Source organism: Variovorax sp. LG9.2, assembly GCF_035018885.1.
In the GTDB taxonomy this organism is placed as follows: Bacteria; Pseudomonadota; Gammaproteobacteria; order Burkholderiales; family Burkholderiaceae_C; genus Variovorax.
On sequence record NZ_JASJXB010000009.1, the window covers coordinates 162,296 to 177,535 of the forward strand.

The window sequence follows — 15,240 nt, forward strand, 5'->3', positions numbered from 1 at the left end:
GCTGCGTGCGTCGCTACGATCGGCCTATTCCCCTCACCTCATTTCCGGAGACAGCCTCATGGCCGCCAAAGCGCAATTTCACTGGGACGACCCGTTTTTGCTCGACCAGCAACTTACCGAAGACGAACGCATGGTGCGTGACGCGGCCAATGCCTACTGCCAGGAACGCCTGCTGCCGCGTGTGGTCGAAGGCTTTCGCTCGGGCGAGACCGACCCGGCGATCTTTCGCGAAATGGGCGCACTGGGCTTGCTTGGTCCGACGATCCCTGAAGAGTACGGCGGCCCCGGCCTCAACTACGTCTGCTATGGCCTGATTGCGCGTGAAGTCGAGCGCGTCGACTCGGGCTACCGCTCGATGGCCAGCGTGCAAAGCTCGCTCGTCATGGTGCCGATCTACGAATTCGGCACTGAGGCGCAAAAGCAGAAGTACCTGCCCAAGCTGGCCACCGGCGAATGGATTGGCTGCTTCGGCCTGACCGAACCCGACCACGGCTCCGACCCCAGCAGCATGGTCACGCGCGCCAAGAAGGTGCCGGGCGGTTATTCGATCAGCGGCGCCAAGATGTGGATCAGCAATTCGCCGATCGCCGATGTCTTCGTGGTGTGGGCCAAAGAGGTGAGCGAGAGCGGCACGGTCGGGCCGATTCGCGGCTTCGTGCTTGAAAAGGGCATGAAGGGTTTGAGCGCACCCGCCATCCACAGCAAGGTCGGCCTGCGTGCCAGCATCACCGGCGAGATCGTGATGGACGGCGTGTTCTGCCCTGAAGAAAACGCCTTTCCAGAAGTGCAGGGGCTGAAGGGCCCATTCACCTGCTTGAACAGCGCACGCTACGGTATCTCCTGGGGCGCGCTCGGTGCGGCCGAAGACTGCATGCACCGCGCGCGCCAGTACGTGCTGGACCGCAAGCAGTTCGGTCGCCCGCTCGCCGCCAACCAATTGATCCAGAAAAAGCTGGCTGACATGCAGACCGAAATCGCGCTCGGCCTGCAAGGCTGCCTGCGCTTGGGCCGCATGAAGGACGAAGGCACGGCCTCGGTCGAGATCACCTCGATCCTGAAGCGCAACTCGTGTGGCAAGGCACTCGACATCGCCCGCCTGGCGCGCGACATGATGGGCGGCAACGGCATCAGCGACGAGTACGGCGTCGCGCGGCACCTGGTCAATCTCGAAGTGGTGAACACGTACGAAGGCACGCACGACATTCATGCGCTGATCCTCGGCCGCGCGATCACCGGCATTGCTGCTTTCGCGAACTGATCCGACCAGACTTCATTGGGTAGACATGGCGCAAGCAGCCCTCGACGGCATCAAGGTTCTCGATCTTTCGCGCGTGCTCGCGGGCCCGTGGTGCACGCAGATCCTGGCCGACCTGGGGGCCGACGTCGTCAAGATCGAGCGGCCCGGCGTGGGCGACGACACACGCACCTGGGGCCCGCCATTCCTGAAAGACGCGGAAGGCAACACGACCAACCAGTCGACCTACTACACCGCGTGCAACCGCAACAAGCGGTCGGTCACCATCGACATGACGACGGCCGAAGGCCAGGCGCTGTTGAAGCGCATGGCGGCGCAGAGCGACATCCTGGTGGAGAACTTCAAGACCGGTGGCCTCGCGCGGTACGGGCTCGACCAGGAGAGCCTGCGTGCCGCCAATCCACGGCTCATCTACTGCAGCGTGACCGGCTTCGGTCACGATGGCCCGCACGCCACGCGCGCCGGCTACGACCTGATGATCCAGGCGACCAGCGGCATGATGAGCATCACCGGCCGGCCCGACGAAGTGCCCGGTGGCGGACCATTGCGCGTAGGTGTGGCGCTCACCGACCTGTTCACCGGCGTCTATGCGAGCACCGCCATCCTCGCCGCGCTTGAGGTGCGGCACCGCACCGGCGAGGGCCAGCACATCGACATGGCGTTGCTCGATGTCGGCATGGCGATCCTGGCGAACCAGGCCAGTGCGTTCCTGAACACCGGCGTGGCGCCGCATCGACAGGGCAACAGCCATCCGAGCCTGGCGCCGTACCAGGACTTTCATACGCAAGACGGCTCGATGCTGCTGGCGATCGGCAACAACGGCCAGTTCGCGCGCTTCTGCGAGGCCGCCGGCCATGCCGAGTGGGCCAGCGATCCGCGCTACGCCACCAACACGTTGCGCGTGAGACACCGCGAGGTGTTGATCCCCGACATGGAAGCCGTCACGCGCACGCGGACCACCGCCGCGTGGATCGCGCTGCTCGAAGACAAGGCCGTGCCCTGCGGCCCGATCAACGACATCGCGCAAGCCTTCGACGACGAGCAGGTGAAGTCGCGTGGCCTCGCCGTGACGATGCAGCGCGATGCCGGCGACGGCATCGAAAGCATCGTGGGCGTCGCGAGCCCATTGCGCCTGCAGGCCACGCCACCGGTGTTGCGTCATGCGCCGCCCGCGCTAGGTCAGCACACCGACGAGGTGCTGGCCGAACTCGGCATGGGCGCGGCGCAGATCGCGGCACTGCGAACGGCGGGCGTGCTCTGACGCTGCACCGGCGCTCGAGCGAAGAGCGTGCAGAGCGCGCAGCGGCCGTGCCTGCGCCCGATACGCTGACGCCGGCCGATCGCTACGCCGAGCTCTTTGCGGCGGTGCAGGGCGCGCGCGTCTTCGCCGACAGCAAGACTTTCGTCGATTGCGCGCCGCGCATCGATCCTGCAGCGATCCTCGCGGCGTACCGCGCGCAACGCGACCGGGCGGACTTCGATCTGCCGGCTTTCGTCGATGCGCATTTCGAGGTGCTGCAGCCGACCCCCAGCGATTACGTGTCGGTGCCGGGCCAGCCCATCGCCGATCACATCGACGACCTGTGGCGCGTACTGACGCGGGAGCCGCTCGACCATCCGCCGCGCGGCTCGTTGCTGCAGGTGCCGCACGCCTACGTGGTCCCGGGCGGCCGCTTCGGCGAGCTGTACTACTGGGATTCGTACTTCACGATGCTGGGCTTGTCGGCGAGCGGCAAGGCCGGGTTGCTGCACGACATGGTCGGCAACTTCGCGCACCTGATCGACACCTATGGCCATGTGCCGAACGGCACGCGCACCTATTACCTGACGCGGTCGCAGCCACCGTTGTTCGCCTTCATGGTCGAGTTGGCGGAACAACTCGACGGTGTCGACGGCATTGATTTTTTACGGCAGTTGAAGCGTGAGCACGCGTGGTGGATGAGCGGCAGAGACGCGCTCGAATCGGATCGGACAAGCCAAACTGGCGCGGCGAACCGCCGTGTCGTGCGCTTGCCCGATGGCGCATTACTGAACCGCTATTGGGACGAGCGCGACACGCCGCGCGAAGAAGCCTGGCTCGAAGACGTCACCACCGCCAAGGCCGCGGAAGCGCAGGGGCGCGACGCTTCGGAGGTGTATCGGCACCTGCGCGCGGCGGCCGAATCCGGTTGGGACTTCAGTTCGCGCTGGCTGACCGAGCCGTTGCAGTGCGATGCAGATGCGGCCGTGAAGGGCGGCGCGGCCGACGCCGCATCGCTGGCGGGCATCTGCACCACCGACATCGTGCCGGTCGATCTCAACGCCCTTTTGTACAAGCTCGAATCGGTGATCGCGACCGTGTCTGCACGTGCCGGCGATGCGGTCGGCGCAAGCGACTTCGCGCATCGCGCTTCCGTGCGCAAGGCGGCCGTCGTGAAGTGGCTTTGGGACGATGCGCAGGGCGCGTTCTTCGATCACGACTGGCGGCTCGCGCGTCGCCGCAGTTGCCTGACGGCTGCCGGCATCTCGACGCTGTTCGCCGGCCTCGCCGATCCGGCGCAAGTCGAAGCGATGGCGGCAACCGTTTCGCGCAGGCTGCTGGCCCCCGGCGGCCTGTCGACCACCGCATGCACCAGTGACCAGCAGTGGGACCAACCCAATGGATGGGCCGCGCTCCAGTGGATGGCGATCCAGGGCTTCGCACACTACGGCGAGATGGCACTGGCACGCACCATCGCGCACCGCTGGCTGGCCACCGTGGCCGCGGTGTACGAGCGCGAAGGCAAGCTGGTCGAAAAGTACACGCTGCGCCAGCAAGAACACGACGCATCGGCTGGCGGCGGTGGTGGCGAGTACCCGTTGCAGGACGGCTTCGGCTGGACCAACGGCGTCACGCGGGCGTTGCTGGCAGCGCATCCGGCGCACACCGCCAACGACTGCGTCTCGAACGCACCGGTGCCGAAGCACCGTTAGCCCGCGACCGGAAAGCGGTCCTGCCCACGCGTGGTGTGGGCGACAAATCGCGGCATCCAGGCGTTGGCACGGCCTGGAACGAAGATTGCAGTAAAGGAAGTAATCGACACTTTTGTCGGTATTTTCCCCTGACCCGCAGGCATCGCCGATCCCATGAAAGCCCTCGACCAACTCATTCGCGACGTGCCGCCCGGACGCACGATCGTCGTGCGTGCGCAGGCGCTCGGCTTGAGCGAGGGCGCGTTCGTCAGGTTCGTGAACGAAATCAAGGAAGACGAAGGCATCGACGATTTCGATCTGGTTCAGCTGCACCGTTTGGGCGACAGCGGATGGCAGTCGCTCGACCTGCTGGCCGCGGGTGGCGCTAGCGGCGCAGTCGACGCGGTCTCGCTGCGCCGACGCAAGGCCTAGACGCGGTCGGGCGACTGAGGTCGCCGGGGGGGTCGTCAGGGGATAAGCTGCGCCGGTCTGCTTTTGCGAGTAAACCGAGGAATCCGCCATGTCGAATCGCCCGTCCGTTCCCCTCGCTGAACGCGCGCATGCCGTGGCGCTCCCCAAGTCGGGCCGAATCGCCGGCCTCTACGACGGTGCCTTTCTGGCAGACGCCTTCGCGATTCGCCTGCCGGCCGGCGCAACGCACGACCCGCTCGCACTCGCGCGCTTCGCCCTCGAACGCCCGGCTCCATGGGTCGATCGCCTGATGCGTCTGCGCGACGGGCTGGTGTCGCTGTTCGGCCTCAAAACCGCCAAAGCACTGCGTGCCGACACGTCGACTCGCACGCCGCGCGTCGGCATCTTTCGGATTTACGAAACGCATGCCGATGAAGTCGTGCTCGGCGAGGACGACCGGCATCTGGATTTTCGCGTGTCGGTGCGGCGCGGACCGTCTGCGACGGCGGGTGAGGGCGACGAGCTGGTGGCGGTGACAGTGGTGCATTGCCACAACCTGCTGGGTCGCAACTACATCCGTTTGATCGCGCCGTTCCATCGCATGGTGGTGCGGTCGGCGCTCGACCGCGCGGCGCGATCAGGCTGGCCGATGGCAGTGCCGGCCTGACTTGGGTGATCACCTGCGCGATGGCCTGCGTGGCTGATCAGCGCACCTTCGACGCGTACCCGCCCTCGATCCAGGCCCCCGCGCTGGCCGACGTCAGCTTGAAGGTCGGTGGCACACGCGCCTCGCCCAGTTGCACGCCGGACTCGTCCTGCGCAGTGAGTACGGCGTAGGGGTTGTCTTCGTCCGGCACGATCTGTAGCGCGACGCGTATGCGCCCCGAGCCGTCGCCGATGTTGACGTGCTTGTTGAGTTGCCCGTGGAGCTGCTGCTCGTGGCGCCGCAGCACTTCGGCAGCCGTTTTGACGAGCGTGTGAAAGGCAGAAGGGTCCAGCGGCTTCGGATTCTTCTTGTCGCGTCCCATGGTCCACGGGCCGACCAGTGCCGGCTCGGGGTCGCCGTGGCGTGTCATCTCGACCGCCCAGCCGTCGTCGTCTTCGTTCTTCACCACCTTGGCGGTCCAGACCTCGTCGCGCCAAAGCCTTGGTTCCTGAATGGGGAGGTTCTCTTCGCTATCGTTGTTGTCGTTCATGCCTGAAGTTTTGCACAAGGAGCCCATCGTGAATCCAATGTCCGATCGTTTGCGGCAGGCGCGCGCCCAGTGGCACCACGTGGGCGACGAGCGCCCGGCCTTCGCCACTCCGCCGCAGCCGGGTCAGGAATCGGTCTGGGACTATCCCCGGCCGCCGCGCATCGCGGCTGATGCACGTGAGGTCGTCGTCACATTCGGCGCGCTGGAGATCGCCCGCACGCGGCAAGCTTTGCGGGTGCTCGAAACAGCGAGTCCGCCCACCTTCTACCTGCCGCAAGCGGACGTGCAGATGGCACTGCTCGTTGCGGTCGCTGGCAATTCGTTCTGCGAGTGGAAGGGCGATGCGCGTTACTGGTCGGTGGTGGCCGGCGCCGATCGCCTCGACGCGGTCGGTTGGTCGTACCCGGCGCCGTTCGATGAGTTCGACGCGCTGCGCGACCACATCGCTTTCTATCCGCAGCAGCTGGTGTGCACCGTCGATGGCGTGCGGGCACAGCCGCAACCGGGTCGCTTCTACGCCGGCTGGATCACGCCGGAAGTGGTCGGGCCGTTCAAGGGCGAGCCGGGTTCCGGCGGCTGGTGATGCGACGCGCTGCCTGAAAAGTCAAAACACCGACAAGCCGGTCTTTGCGACGAACAGCTCCAGCGCCTTCATGCCGAGCAGGGAGTTACCGGTGGCGTCGAGCGCCGGCGACCACACCGCGAGCGTGAGCCGGTCGGGCACCACCGCGACGATGCCGCCGCCCACGCCGCTCTTGCAGGGCAGGCCGATGTTGAAGGCCACGTCGCCGGCCGCGTCGTAGGTGCCGCAGGTCAGCATCAGCGCGTTGATGCGCCGCGTTTGCCGCTCGTTGGTGACCTCGGAATCCTGCTCGAACGGATGCGCGCCATCGCAGCACAGGAAGCCGGCGGCGCGCGCCAGTTGCTGACAATTCATGCGAATGGCGCACTGGTGAAAGTAGGTGTCGAGCACTGCCTCCACGTCGTTGTCGAGCTTGCCGAAGCTCTTCATGAAGTTGGCCAGCGCGATGTTGCGGTAACCGGTCGCGGCCTCTGAAGCCGCCACTTCCGCATCGAACTCGATCGGCTCGCCGCACAGGCTGGACACCAGCGCCAGGATGTCCGCCTTGGCGCTGCCGCGGTTTCCCTTGCCCTGGACGTGGCTCACCAGCCGGTCTGCCACTGCGATGGCACCGGCATTGATGAACGGGTTGCGCGGCTTGCCCTGTTCGTTCTCGAGCTGCACCAGCGAGTTGAAAGCGCTGCCCGAAGGCTCGCGGCCGATGCGCTCCCACAGCGCGTCGCCGAGGCGCTGCATGGCAAGTGTGAGCGTGAACACCTTGGACAGGCTCTGGATCGAGAACGGTGTCGCGCTGTCGCCGGCCGCGGCTTCTTCGCCGTTGCACGTATGCAGCGCGATGCCGAGTTGCTTCGGGTCGATGCACGCGAGCGCCGGTATGTAGCTGGCCACCTTGCCGTCCGCCCCGAGAAAGGGGCGCAGCGTGGTCACGATGTCTTCGAGCACGGCTTGGTAGTTCATCGCAGCGATCTCCGGTTCACCAGCACGATGCCCGCCGCCACGCCCACCAGTGCGAGCACCAGTTGCAGCGTCAACGCTTCGCCGAGCAACACCACGCCGAACACCAGTGCGAAGAGCGGCGTCAAAAAGCTGAACGACGACATTTGCGTGGCGGGGTAGTGCCGCAGCATCCACATCCACGCCAGGTAGGTCGCGAAGGCGCCGACGATGGTCTGCACTGCAATGGAACTCCAGGCCCATGTCGAATAGCTCAGGCTCCAGTGCTCACCGAGCGCCATCGAGACGAAGGGGCACACGATGGCCGCTACGCCGACTTGATAGAACAACGTCTTCTCGGGGCTTGCAGTTGCGAGCTTCGTCGTGCGCAACGCCAGCGTCGTCAGACCCCACAGCATGCCGGCCGCAAGGCCCAGCGCGTCGCCCCGCAACTGGGCCGATGTGCTGTGGCCGAAGCTCTCGCTGAAAGCCAGCACGACGCCCGCGAATGCGATGGCCAGCCCGGTCCATTGCAGCGCGCGCATGCGCTCGGACGGCACCCAGCGCGGCAGCAGCAAGGCGACCCAGAACGGCGCTGTATAGAGGAACACGGTAAGGCGGGAGGCAGAAGTGTTCTGCAGCCCGATGTAGATGCCGATGAACTCGCCGGTGAAGAGCAAGCCCGCCAGCAGGCCCGCGCCCAGGGTGCCGTCGCGCCGGAACAGCGGTACGCCGCGCCACCGGCACCAGAGCCATAACAGCAGTACGGCGCCGGACGTGCGGATCGAGGCTTGCCACAACGGCGGGACTTCCGCGACGGTCGTCTTGATGAGAATCTGCTGCCCGCCCCACGTGGCGCAGCAGACGATGAGCAGAGTGATGGCGAGGGTGTCTAGGTGGATTTTGCGTTCGATCATTCGGGGGGGCGGGTCGCTGTCTGGAAACGTGAAGATAAACCCATCGGCATGGGGCTCCGCGGGGTATGCACGCCGAGCGTGCGTCTCGACTGGGCATAGGCCACCGAGCAGTTGGGGGCTAGAGTGGGCCGGAATGCATCCTTCACCTCAACCACCTGATCAATCATGACCCCTCTGCCTTTGTTGGCCATCCCCGGCCTGATGAACGACGAACGCGTCTGGAAGCACCAGCAGGAGGCCCTCGCGCCGGACCGCGAAGTGTGCATCGCCGACATCACGGCGTACGGCAGCGTGCACGAGATGGCCTCTGCTGCTCTGGCGAGCGCCCCCGGTCCGCGCTTTGCACTGGCGGGGTTTTCGCTCGGCGGTTATGTCGCTCTGGAGATGCTCCGGCAGGCACCCGACCGGATCGCAGCGCTGGCGTTGGTCGACACGGGCGCCCGTGCGGACACGCCGGAATCGACCGACATGCGTCGGCGAATGGTCGCTGCCGTGGGCGCTGCGCCGGCCAACTTCGGCGCGGTGACGGCGGCCTTTCTCCCTCGCGTCATCCACCCTTCGCGGGCGCACGATGACGAACTGATCGACCTGTTCACGGACATGGCTCGGGCCGTCGGCGTCGAAGGATTCGTGCGGCAGCAACAAGCGGCCATGCTGCGCATCGACAGCCGGCCCACGCTTCCAGATATTCGGTGCCCTGTTCTGGTGATGTGCGGTCGCGAAGATCTGACCACGCCCCTCGCGCTCAGCGAGGAAATGGCTGCAATGATTCCCGGCGCCCGGCTGGTCGTGATCGAGACGTGCGGGCATATGGCACCGCTGGAGCGACCTGACGAGGTGACGCAGGCCATGGTCGATTGGTTGGGCAGGGCGCAGTAGGCCGAGCCGCGGCATCGGCCAGACCAGTCCAAACCGGCCCCATGCCCAGGCCGCGCGCCACCAGCCTGCGCTGGCTAAAGAGGGTGCTCGGTATAGAAGCGCCCGCCGTGATACAGCAACGGCGACGCGCCCACGTTGTGCGTGCAGCGCTCCACTTCGCCGACGAAGATGATGTGATCGCCTTCGTCGTAGCGGCTGCGGTTGAAGCATTCGAAGCTCGCTGCCGCACCCACCAGCACGGGGGCGCCACTCAGCCCTTCGGTGAACGCGACATCGGCCCAGCGGTCGATGTTCTTGGTCGCGAAGCGTTGGGCCAGTGCTTTCTGATTCGCAGCGAGGATGTTGATGGTGTAGTGCGATCCGGCGCTGATGGCTGGCATCGACGATGCGCTCAGCGCCAGGCTCCAGAGCACCAGCGGCGGATCGAGCGAGACCGAGTTGAAGCTGTTGGCCGTGAGCCCGACCAGGTTGCCGTTGGCCGCGCGCGCGGTGACGATGGTCACGCCGGTGGCGAACATGCCAAGCGCGTTCCGGAACTCGTCGACCGAGAAAGAGGGCGCTTGCGCCTGGGCGGGGAGGGTCACTGGCATCACTGGCATCACTGGCTGAGCAGTCGTCTAAAAGAAGATCTTCATTCTGGCCGATCGCGCTGCGCTGCGCTGTCGTCGAAGCGCCTGTTCGCACGCGAACGCGACTAGCCGAAGAACCAGTAGCAGACCGCGATCGCCGCGACGACGCCGGCCAGTTCTGCCAGCAGCGCACAAGCCACCGCATGGCGCGCCCGCTGGATGCCGACCGCGCCGAAGTACACCGCCAGCACGTAGAAGGTGGTCTCGGTGCTGCCCTGAATGGTTGCGGCGACCAGCGCCGGAAAGCTGTCGACGCCCTGGCTTTTCATGGTCTCGATCAGCATCGCCCGTGCCGCGCTGCCTGAAAAAGGCTTGACCAGCGCGGTCGGCAGCGCATCGACGAAGCGTGCGTCCAGGCCGCCGGCCGTCACCAGCCAGCGCAGCCCGCCGAGCACGATGTCGAGCGCGCCCGAGGCACGCAGCACCCCTACGGCGCACAGCATGGCGACCAGGTAAGGCAGCAGGTTCTTCGCGATGTCGAAGCCTTCTTTCGCGCCTTCGACAAAACATTCGTAGACCTTCACACGACGCAGCGCCCCGGCCACGACGAAGATCAGGATGATGCAGAACAGCACGAGGTTGCCGAGCAGCGACGACAGCGACGCGATGGCCGCCGCCGAAAGCGTGCCGAGCAGCGCCATGAAGCCGCCCAGCAGCAGCGCGCCCGGCAACAGATAGGCCAGCACCACCGGATCCCACAGCCGCAGGCGCTGCACCACTGCGACCGACAGCAGGCCGACCAGCGTCGATGCGCTCGTGGCCAGCAAGATCGGCAAAAAGACCATCGTCGGGTCGGCCGCGCCCTGCTGCGCGCGGTACATGAAGATCGTTACCGGCAGCAGCGTGAGTGACGATGCGTTCAGCACCAGGAACAGGATCTGCGCATTGCTGGCCATGGTCGTGCTGGGGTTGAGCGTCTGCAACTCGCGCATCGCCTTCAGGCCGATCGGCGTGGCCGCGTTGTCCAGGCCGAGCGCGTTGGCCGCGAAGTTCATCGTGATGAGGCCCAGCGCCGGATGGCCTGCCGGCACCTCAGGCATGAGCCTCCGGAACAGCGGCCCGAGCGCGCGGGCCAGTGCAGCGACCAGCCCCGCTGCCTCGGCGATGCGCAAGAAGCCGAGCCACAAGGTCAGCGTACCGAACAGCAGCACCATCACCTCGACCGACAACCGCGCCATCGCGAACAGGCTCTCGACCAGCGCTGCGAACACGGCCGCATCGCCGCCGATGAGCCAGCGCCCGAAGGCGGCCAGCGCCGCCACCACGAAAAACCCCAGCCACAACCCGTTGAGCACGCGCGTCCTTCTCGATGCCGGCCGATGATAGAGGCGGCCCGAGCCAGACCCAGAGATGTTCACGGCGGACTCAGGAGAAGGAATTCAAGACGATTGAGGGTGACTCGATGGCGGCGCGCACAGGCCGCAGTTCCTCACTACAGTTCGCCCATGCAGTTTTCCCCACGACATTTCGCCAGTGGCCTCCTTGCGCTGGCGACCCTTTTGCTCGGCGGGTGCTTCACGCTGCCGCCAGCCGTGCCGAACACACCGAGCTACGCCATCACCGACGTCGCGAAGACGACGCTTGCCAAGCTGGCGGCGCAAGGAGCACCCCCCGTGGCGCCCGACGGCTCGCCGTTCTCCGGGTTCCGCCTGTTGCCCGAGGCGGCCTTCGCTTTCGACGCGCGCATCTCGCTGGCGCGCAATGCGGAGAAGTCGCTCGACGTTCAGTATTACCTCATCAACAACGACGACGTCGGACTGCTCCTGCTGAGAGAGCTGCGCGAGGCGGCGGAGCGGGGCGTGCGCGTGCGGCTGTTGATCGACGACCTCTACACCGGCGGAGAAGACGAGTTGTTCGCTTCGTTCGCTGCGTTCCCCAATGTCGAGGTGCGGTTGTTCAATCCGTTGCCGTCGCGGGTGAGTTCGCTGCCGGCCCGGCTGGCCTTGTCGATCTTCGATTTCGACCGCATCAACCATCGCATGCACAACAAGCTGCTGGTGGCCGACAACAGCTTCGCCGTGTCGGGCGGTCGCAATATCGCCAACGAGTACTTCATGCGCAGCACCGAGGCGAACTTCATCGACATGGACGTGGTGTCGAGCGGGCCGATCGTGCACGACATGTCGAAGGCGTTCGACATGTACTGGAACAGCTCGCACGTTCGGCCAATCGAGACCATCGCCCCGCTCACCGTCTCGAAAGACGAGGCGCAGCACCGCTTCGACGAACTGGCGCGCACCGCTGTGCCCGACGTGCCGCTGCGGCCGCGCGACGTGCTCGAGAAATCGCCATTGGGCGAAGAACTGCTGACCGGCAGGATCGATCGCCGCTGGGCCACGGCGCATCTCTTCGCGGACAACCCCGACAAGATCACGCGCGACCGTAACGCGGCGTTTCGCGGCAGCGTGACCGAAGGGGCGTTGGGCGTGATCGACACCGCGAAGAAGAAAGTGGTCATTGCTTCGCCGTACTTCATTCCCGGGCCGATCGGCATGGCGATGATGCGCAAGCAGATCGACGCCAACGTCAGCGTGGTGGTGGTCACCAACTCGCTCGGCTCGACCGACGAGCCGCTGGCCTACGCGGGCTACGAGCGATACCGGGCCGACATGCTGAAGGTCGGCGTGACGATCTACGAAATCGCGCCGCGCTACACCTTCAACAAGCGCTTCGGCGATTTCGGCAAATCGATCAGCCGGCTGCACGCCAAGCTCGCGATGATCGATGACTCGCGCATGTTCGTGGGCTCGATGAATCTCGACCATCGATCCGCCGCGGTCAACACCGAACTCGGGCTGGTGATCGACAGCCCGCCGATGGTCGAGGAGTACAACAAGCTCGTGACCGGCCCGCGCACCGACGACCTCGGCTACCGCCTGCGCCTGACGCCCGATGGCCGCCGCGCGCAGTGGGTCGAGTACGACGACCAGGGCGGCGACATCGTTCATGAAGACGTGCCGGGGGAGTTCCTGTGGCTGCGCTTCAAGAACTGGCTGCTGCTGCCGATCGTGGGGGAAGACCTGCTCTAGGCGCTTCGTTTCGCCTGCTTTTCACAATTCGCGGCGCCGCACAATCCGGGCGATGAATTTGCGCCGTCGTGATTTGAATCGGGCTGCTCTCTGGCTGGCCCTGGGAGCTTGGGGAGTGCGGCCGACGACGACACGTGCTGCAGGCGCGGTGGGTGCGCCGCGCTGGCAGGGCAATCCGTTTTCGCTCGGCGTGGCGAGCGGCCAGCCGCGGCCCGACAGCGTCGTTTTGTGGACACGCTTGCTGCCGGATGCGGCAATCGAATCCGGCTGGAATGCCGAAGCCGAGTGCCCGGTGCGCTACGAAATCTTCGGCGACGAGGCGCTCCGGCAACCGATGCGAAGCGGCGAGGTCATGGCCTGGCCGTCACGAGCGCACAGCGTGCATGTGCGCGCCGACGGGCTCGCGCCGGGGCGCAGTTACTGGTACCGCTTCACATGCGGCAATGCGGTGAGCACGGTCGGACGTACCTGCACTGCGCCGGCAGCCGATGCCGAGGTGCAACGCCTCCGTTTCGCCCTGGCCTCGTGCCAGCATTGGGAGCAAGGTTTCTTCACGGCGCACCGCGAGATCGCGCAGCGCGATCTCGACTTCGTGATGTTCGTCGGCGACTACATCTACGAGGGCAGCAGCCCGGCCTACACCGTGCGGCAGCACGGCAGCTGGACGCCGCACACGCTGCCCCAATACCGGGCGCGGCATGCGCTCTACAAAAGCGACGCCGACCTGCAGGCGTCGCACGCCGCGCATCCGTGGATCGTGACGCTGGACGATCACGAGGTGGTCAACGACTACGCCGACGATCGCGATCCGGCGTACACCGGTCCCGCGCGGTTTTTGCAGCGTCGGGCCGCTGCTTATCGGGCTTACTTCGAACACATGCCGCTGTCGGTTCCGCCGCAGGGCGCGGCCATGCAGATCCACGACCGATTTACATGGGGTCGGCTGGCCGACATCTGGACGCTCGATTCCCGCCAGCATCGCAGCCATCATGCGTGCCCCGATTCGCAACGCGACAACGGCCGCAGCGTGATCGGCTGCGCCGAGCTCGAAGACGCATCCCGCACCATGCTCGGCGCTGAGCAGGAGCAATGGCTGGCGGCTGGCCTCGCGGGGGCGGCGCGTCGCTGGAAGCTGATCGGACAGCAGACGCAGATCAGCGCTACCAGCGCCGACACGCCGCAAGGCCGCAGTGTCTGGACCGACGGCTGGGACGGATATCCGGCGGCGCGCCGCCGCTTGCTGCAGGGCATCGCGGAGGCCGGCGTGCGCAATGTCGTCGCGCTCGGCGGCGACGTGCATCGCCATGCTGCCGCCAACCTGCGCGTGGTGCCTAACGATGCAGCCTCGCCGATCGTCGCGACCGAGTTCGTCGGCGGCTCGTTGACCTCACGCGGAGCCAGCCAGGCCGCCATGGCGCGCATGCGCCGCGACAACCCGGACGTGCTGCATGCCCGCGGCGACGAGCGTGGCTGGGCATTGCTCGATCTGCGGCCCGATGCGTTGCAATGCGAGTACGGGGCGACCGCACATCCGGTGGCGGCCGATGCGGTGTTCAGCCGGCAGGCGGCGTTCACTGTGCTGGCAGACCGTGCCGGGATCGAAGCGGCTTAACGAGGCTGCTTGGGCACGGTGATCAGCATGTCCGGTCGAAACGCATCCTGCTCCCCCTTGCTTCGGTAACCCAGGGGATTGGCGACCACCCGGCAGCCGTCCTCGACGTAGTCGAAAGCGCAGTGCAGATGCCCGTGCAGCCAGAGGTCGGTGAGCGGCAACAGTCCATCCAGGGAATTGCAGAAGCCAGCGGTGCCGGGTGCGAGGCCATAACGCGGGTCGGCGCTGGCGAGCGTCGGCGCGAAGTGGGTGACAGCGACCGTGGCGCCGTCAAACGGTTCAGACAAGGCCTTGCGCAGCCAAGCTTGACACGTAAGTGAGTGCTCTCTCAGCAGGCCGGACATGAAGGGCTGACCGCCGCGCGCAGTGGCGGCCTTTCTCAAGTAGAAGTCGGCAGCGCGCATCGCTTTGCCTCGCTTCTTGAGCGCCTGAGCCAGGCCGTCCGACGGTTCGACCAAGGCATCGAAATCAGCCCAGAGGGTGGTCCCGACAAAACGCACGCCATCGATCACTAAAGTTTCGCGCTCGAGCCACTGGATGCCGAGTACCCCGCAAAGTTCGCGCAGCCGCGCATGCGTGACGTCGAAATCGGCGTTGTCGTATTCGTGGTTGCCAGGCACATACAAGACAGGCACCGGCCAGCCATGCAGCGGAGAAAAGCGTGTGAGCCCGAAGTCCGGCGCGGTCAGCCGCGAGCCTTCCTGGTACGAGCCGACATCGCCGGCCAACACGAGCAGGTCGGCGCCCGGCGCCGGTGCAATCTGGAGGCGGGGGTGGGATTCGATGTGCAAATCCGAGAGCAACTGCAGTTTCATCGTCGATCAGTTTCCATGACGCCATGCAGAGCGCGCATAAGATCGCTCTA

General features: G+C 66.0%; 15 protein-coding genes. 9 read left to right on the forward strand and 6 right to left on the reverse strand.

All coding sequences use genetic code 11. The annotated features are described in order from the left end of the window. Nucleotides 1–58: 58 nt before the first annotated feature. The 5 genes from QN413_RS12160 (at nt 59) to QN413_RS12180 (ending at nt 5,264) form a co-directional block, all read left to right on the forward strand. Nucleotides 59–1,258, forward strand: coding sequence for an acyl-CoA dehydrogenase (locus tag QN413_RS12160; protein WP_323496861.1), 1,200 nt, complete (start codon nt 59–61; stop codon nt 1,256–1,258). A 25-nt stretch (nt 1,259–1,283) separates the two neighbouring features. Next, the gene (locus QN413_RS12165; RefSeq protein WP_323496862.1) at nt 1,284–2,516 is read left to right on the forward strand and encodes a CaiB/BaiF CoA-transferase family protein; all 1,233 of its coding nucleotides are present in this window, start codon (nt 1,284–1,286) and stop codon (nt 2,514–2,516) included. A 2-nt stretch (nt 2,517–2,518) separates the two neighbouring features. Further along, a complete protein-coding gene (treF, locus tag QN413_RS12170) occupies nt 2,519–4,207 on the forward strand; it encodes an alpha,alpha-trehalase TreF (RefSeq protein ID WP_323496894.1) in 1,689 nt (562 codons plus the stop codon). 153 nt (nt 4,208–4,360) lie between these two features. Then, nucleotides 4,361–4,618 (forward strand): hypothetical protein, encoded by a 258-nt coding sequence (locus QN413_RS12175; protein WP_323496863.1) that lies wholly within the window; start codon nt 4,361–4,363, stop codon nt 4,616–4,618. An 88-nt stretch (nt 4,619–4,706) separates the two neighbouring features. Next, a complete protein-coding gene (locus QN413_RS12180) occupies nt 4,707–5,264 on the forward strand; it encodes a DUF2867 domain-containing protein (RefSeq protein ID WP_323496864.1) in 558 nt (185 codons plus the stop codon). Nucleotides 5,265–5,301: 37 nt separating this feature from the next. On the opposite strand, the gene QN413_RS12185 is transcribed toward QN413_RS12180, so the two are convergent. Beyond that, on the reverse strand, nt 5,302–5,793 hold the full coding sequence (locus tag QN413_RS12185) for a hypothetical protein (RefSeq protein ID WP_323496865.1): 492 nt from the start codon (nt 5,791–5,793) through the stop codon (nt 5,302–5,304). Nucleotides 5,794–5,830: 37 nt separating this feature from the next. Between QN413_RS12185 and QN413_RS12190 the strand changes: the two genes are divergently transcribed. After that, the gene (locus tag QN413_RS12190) at nt 5,831–6,376 is read left to right on the forward strand and encodes a DUF427 domain-containing protein (RefSeq protein WP_323496895.1); all 546 of its coding nucleotides are present in this window, start codon (nt 5,831–5,833) and stop codon (nt 6,374–6,376) included. 21 nt (nt 6,377–6,397) lie between these two features. Here QN413_RS12190 and QN413_RS12195 read toward each other — a convergent pair whose 3' ends face one another. Both QN413_RS12195 and QN413_RS12200 read right to left on the reverse strand, forming a co-directional pair. Continuing rightward, entirely contained in the window at nt 6,398–7,333 is a 936-nt protein-coding gene (locus QN413_RS12195; protein WP_323496866.1) for a glutaminase, read from the reverse strand. Continuing rightward, on the reverse strand, nt 7,330–8,226 hold the full coding sequence (locus QN413_RS12200) for a DMT family transporter (RefSeq protein WP_323496867.1): 897 nt from the start codon (nt 8,224–8,226) through the stop codon (nt 7,330–7,332). Before QN413_RS12200 ends, QN413_RS12195 begins: the two co-directional genes overlap by 4 nt. A gap of 165 nt (nt 8,227–8,391) precedes the next feature. Between QN413_RS12200 and QN413_RS12205 the strand changes: the two genes are divergently transcribed. After that, on the forward strand, nt 8,392–9,105 hold the full coding sequence (locus tag QN413_RS12205) for an alpha/beta fold hydrolase (protein WP_323496868.1): 714 nt from the start codon (nt 8,392–8,394) through the stop codon (nt 9,103–9,105). Nucleotides 9,106–9,179: 74 nt separating this feature from the next. On the opposite strand, the gene QN413_RS12210 is transcribed toward QN413_RS12205, so the two are convergent. Together QN413_RS12210 and QN413_RS12215 are read right to left on the reverse strand one after the other, a co-directional pair. Continuing rightward, complete coding sequence (locus QN413_RS12210; protein ID WP_323496869.1) at nt 9,180–9,695, reverse strand: flavin reductase family protein; 516 nt, start codon at nt 9,693–9,695, stop codon at nt 9,180–9,182. Nucleotides 9,696–9,799: 104 nt separating this feature from the next. After that, nucleotides 9,800–11,029, reverse strand: a complete 1,230-nt coding sequence (locus QN413_RS12215; protein ID WP_323496870.1) for a nucleoside recognition domain-containing protein — start codon at nt 11,027–11,029, stop codon at nt 9,800–9,802. Nucleotides 11,030–11,179: 150 nt separating this feature from the next. Between QN413_RS12215 and QN413_RS12220 the strand changes: the two genes are divergently transcribed. Together QN413_RS12220 and QN413_RS12225 are read left to right on the forward strand one after the other, a co-directional pair. Next, nucleotides 11,180–12,763 carry a phospholipase D family protein gene (locus QN413_RS12220; RefSeq protein ID WP_323496871.1) on the forward strand — a complete coding sequence of 528 codons (1,584 nt, stop codon included), beginning with the start codon at nt 11,180–11,182 and terminating at the stop codon, nt 12,761–12,763. Between the two features lie 52 nt (nt 12,764–12,815). Further along, entirely contained in the window at nt 12,816–14,375 is a 1,560-nt protein-coding gene (locus QN413_RS12225) for an alkaline phosphatase D family protein (RefSeq protein WP_323496872.1), read from the forward strand. On the opposite strand, the gene QN413_RS12230 is transcribed toward QN413_RS12225, so the two are convergent. Beyond that, nucleotides 14,372–15,190 carry a metallophosphoesterase gene (locus tag QN413_RS12230; protein ID WP_323496873.1) on the reverse strand — a complete coding sequence of 273 codons (819 nt, stop codon included), beginning with the start codon at nt 15,188–15,190 and terminating at the stop codon, nt 14,372–14,374. The two genes, QN413_RS12225 and QN413_RS12230, sit on opposite strands and share 4 nt — an antisense overlap. Between the last annotated feature and the right edge of the window lie 50 nt (nt 15,191–15,240).

What these genes read in the sequence shown, in the direction of transcription:
- QN413_RS12165 (WP_323496862.1), top strand. Translation starts at nt 1,284, where the DNA reads ATGGCGCAAGCAGCCCTCGACGGCATCAAGGTTCTCGATCTTTCGCGC.
- QN413_RS12230 (WP_323496873.1), bottom strand. Translation starts at nt 15,190, where the DNA reads ATGAAACTGCAGTTGCTCTCGGATTTGCACATCGAATCCCACCCCCGC.
- QN413_RS12195 (WP_323496866.1), bottom strand. Translation starts at nt 7,333, where the DNA reads ATGAACTACCAAGCCGTGCTCGAAGACATCGTGACCACGCTGCGCCCC.
- QN413_RS12190 (WP_323496895.1), top strand. Translation starts at nt 5,831, where the DNA reads ATGTCCGATCGTTTGCGGCAGGCGCGCGCCCAGTGGCACCACGTGGGC.
- QN413_RS12225 (WP_323496872.1), top strand. Translation starts at nt 12,816, where the DNA reads ATGAATTTGCGCCGTCGTGATTTGAATCGGGCTGCTCTCTGGCTGGCC.
- QN413_RS12200 (WP_323496867.1), bottom strand. Translation starts at nt 8,226, where the DNA reads ATGATCGAACGCAAAATCCACCTAGACACCCTCGCCATCACTCTGCTC.
- QN413_RS12160 (WP_323496861.1), top strand. Translation starts at nt 59, where the DNA reads ATGGCCGCCAAAGCGCAATTTCACTGGGACGACCCGTTTTTGCTCGAC.
- QN413_RS12185 (WP_323496865.1), bottom strand. Translation starts at nt 5,793, where the DNA reads ATGAACGACAACAACGATAGCGAAGAGAACCTCCCCATTCAGGAACCA.
- QN413_RS12210 (WP_323496869.1), bottom strand. Translation starts at nt 9,695, where the DNA reads ATGCCAGTGACCCTCCCCGCCCAGGCGCAAGCGCCCTCTTTCTCGGTC.
- QN413_RS12180 (WP_323496864.1), top strand. Translation starts at nt 4,707, where the DNA reads ATGTCGAATCGCCCGTCCGTTCCCCTCGCTGAACGCGCGCATGCCGTG.
- QN413_RS12175 (WP_323496863.1), top strand. Translation starts at nt 4,361, where the DNA reads ATGAAAGCCCTCGACCAACTCATTCGCGACGTGCCGCCCGGACGCACG.
- QN413_RS12220 (WP_323496871.1), top strand. Translation starts at nt 11,180, where the DNA reads ATGCAGTTTTCCCCACGACATTTCGCCAGTGGCCTCCTTGCGCTGGCG.
- QN413_RS12205 (WP_323496868.1), top strand. Translation starts at nt 8,392, where the DNA reads ATGACCCCTCTGCCTTTGTTGGCCATCCCCGGCCTGATGAACGACGAA.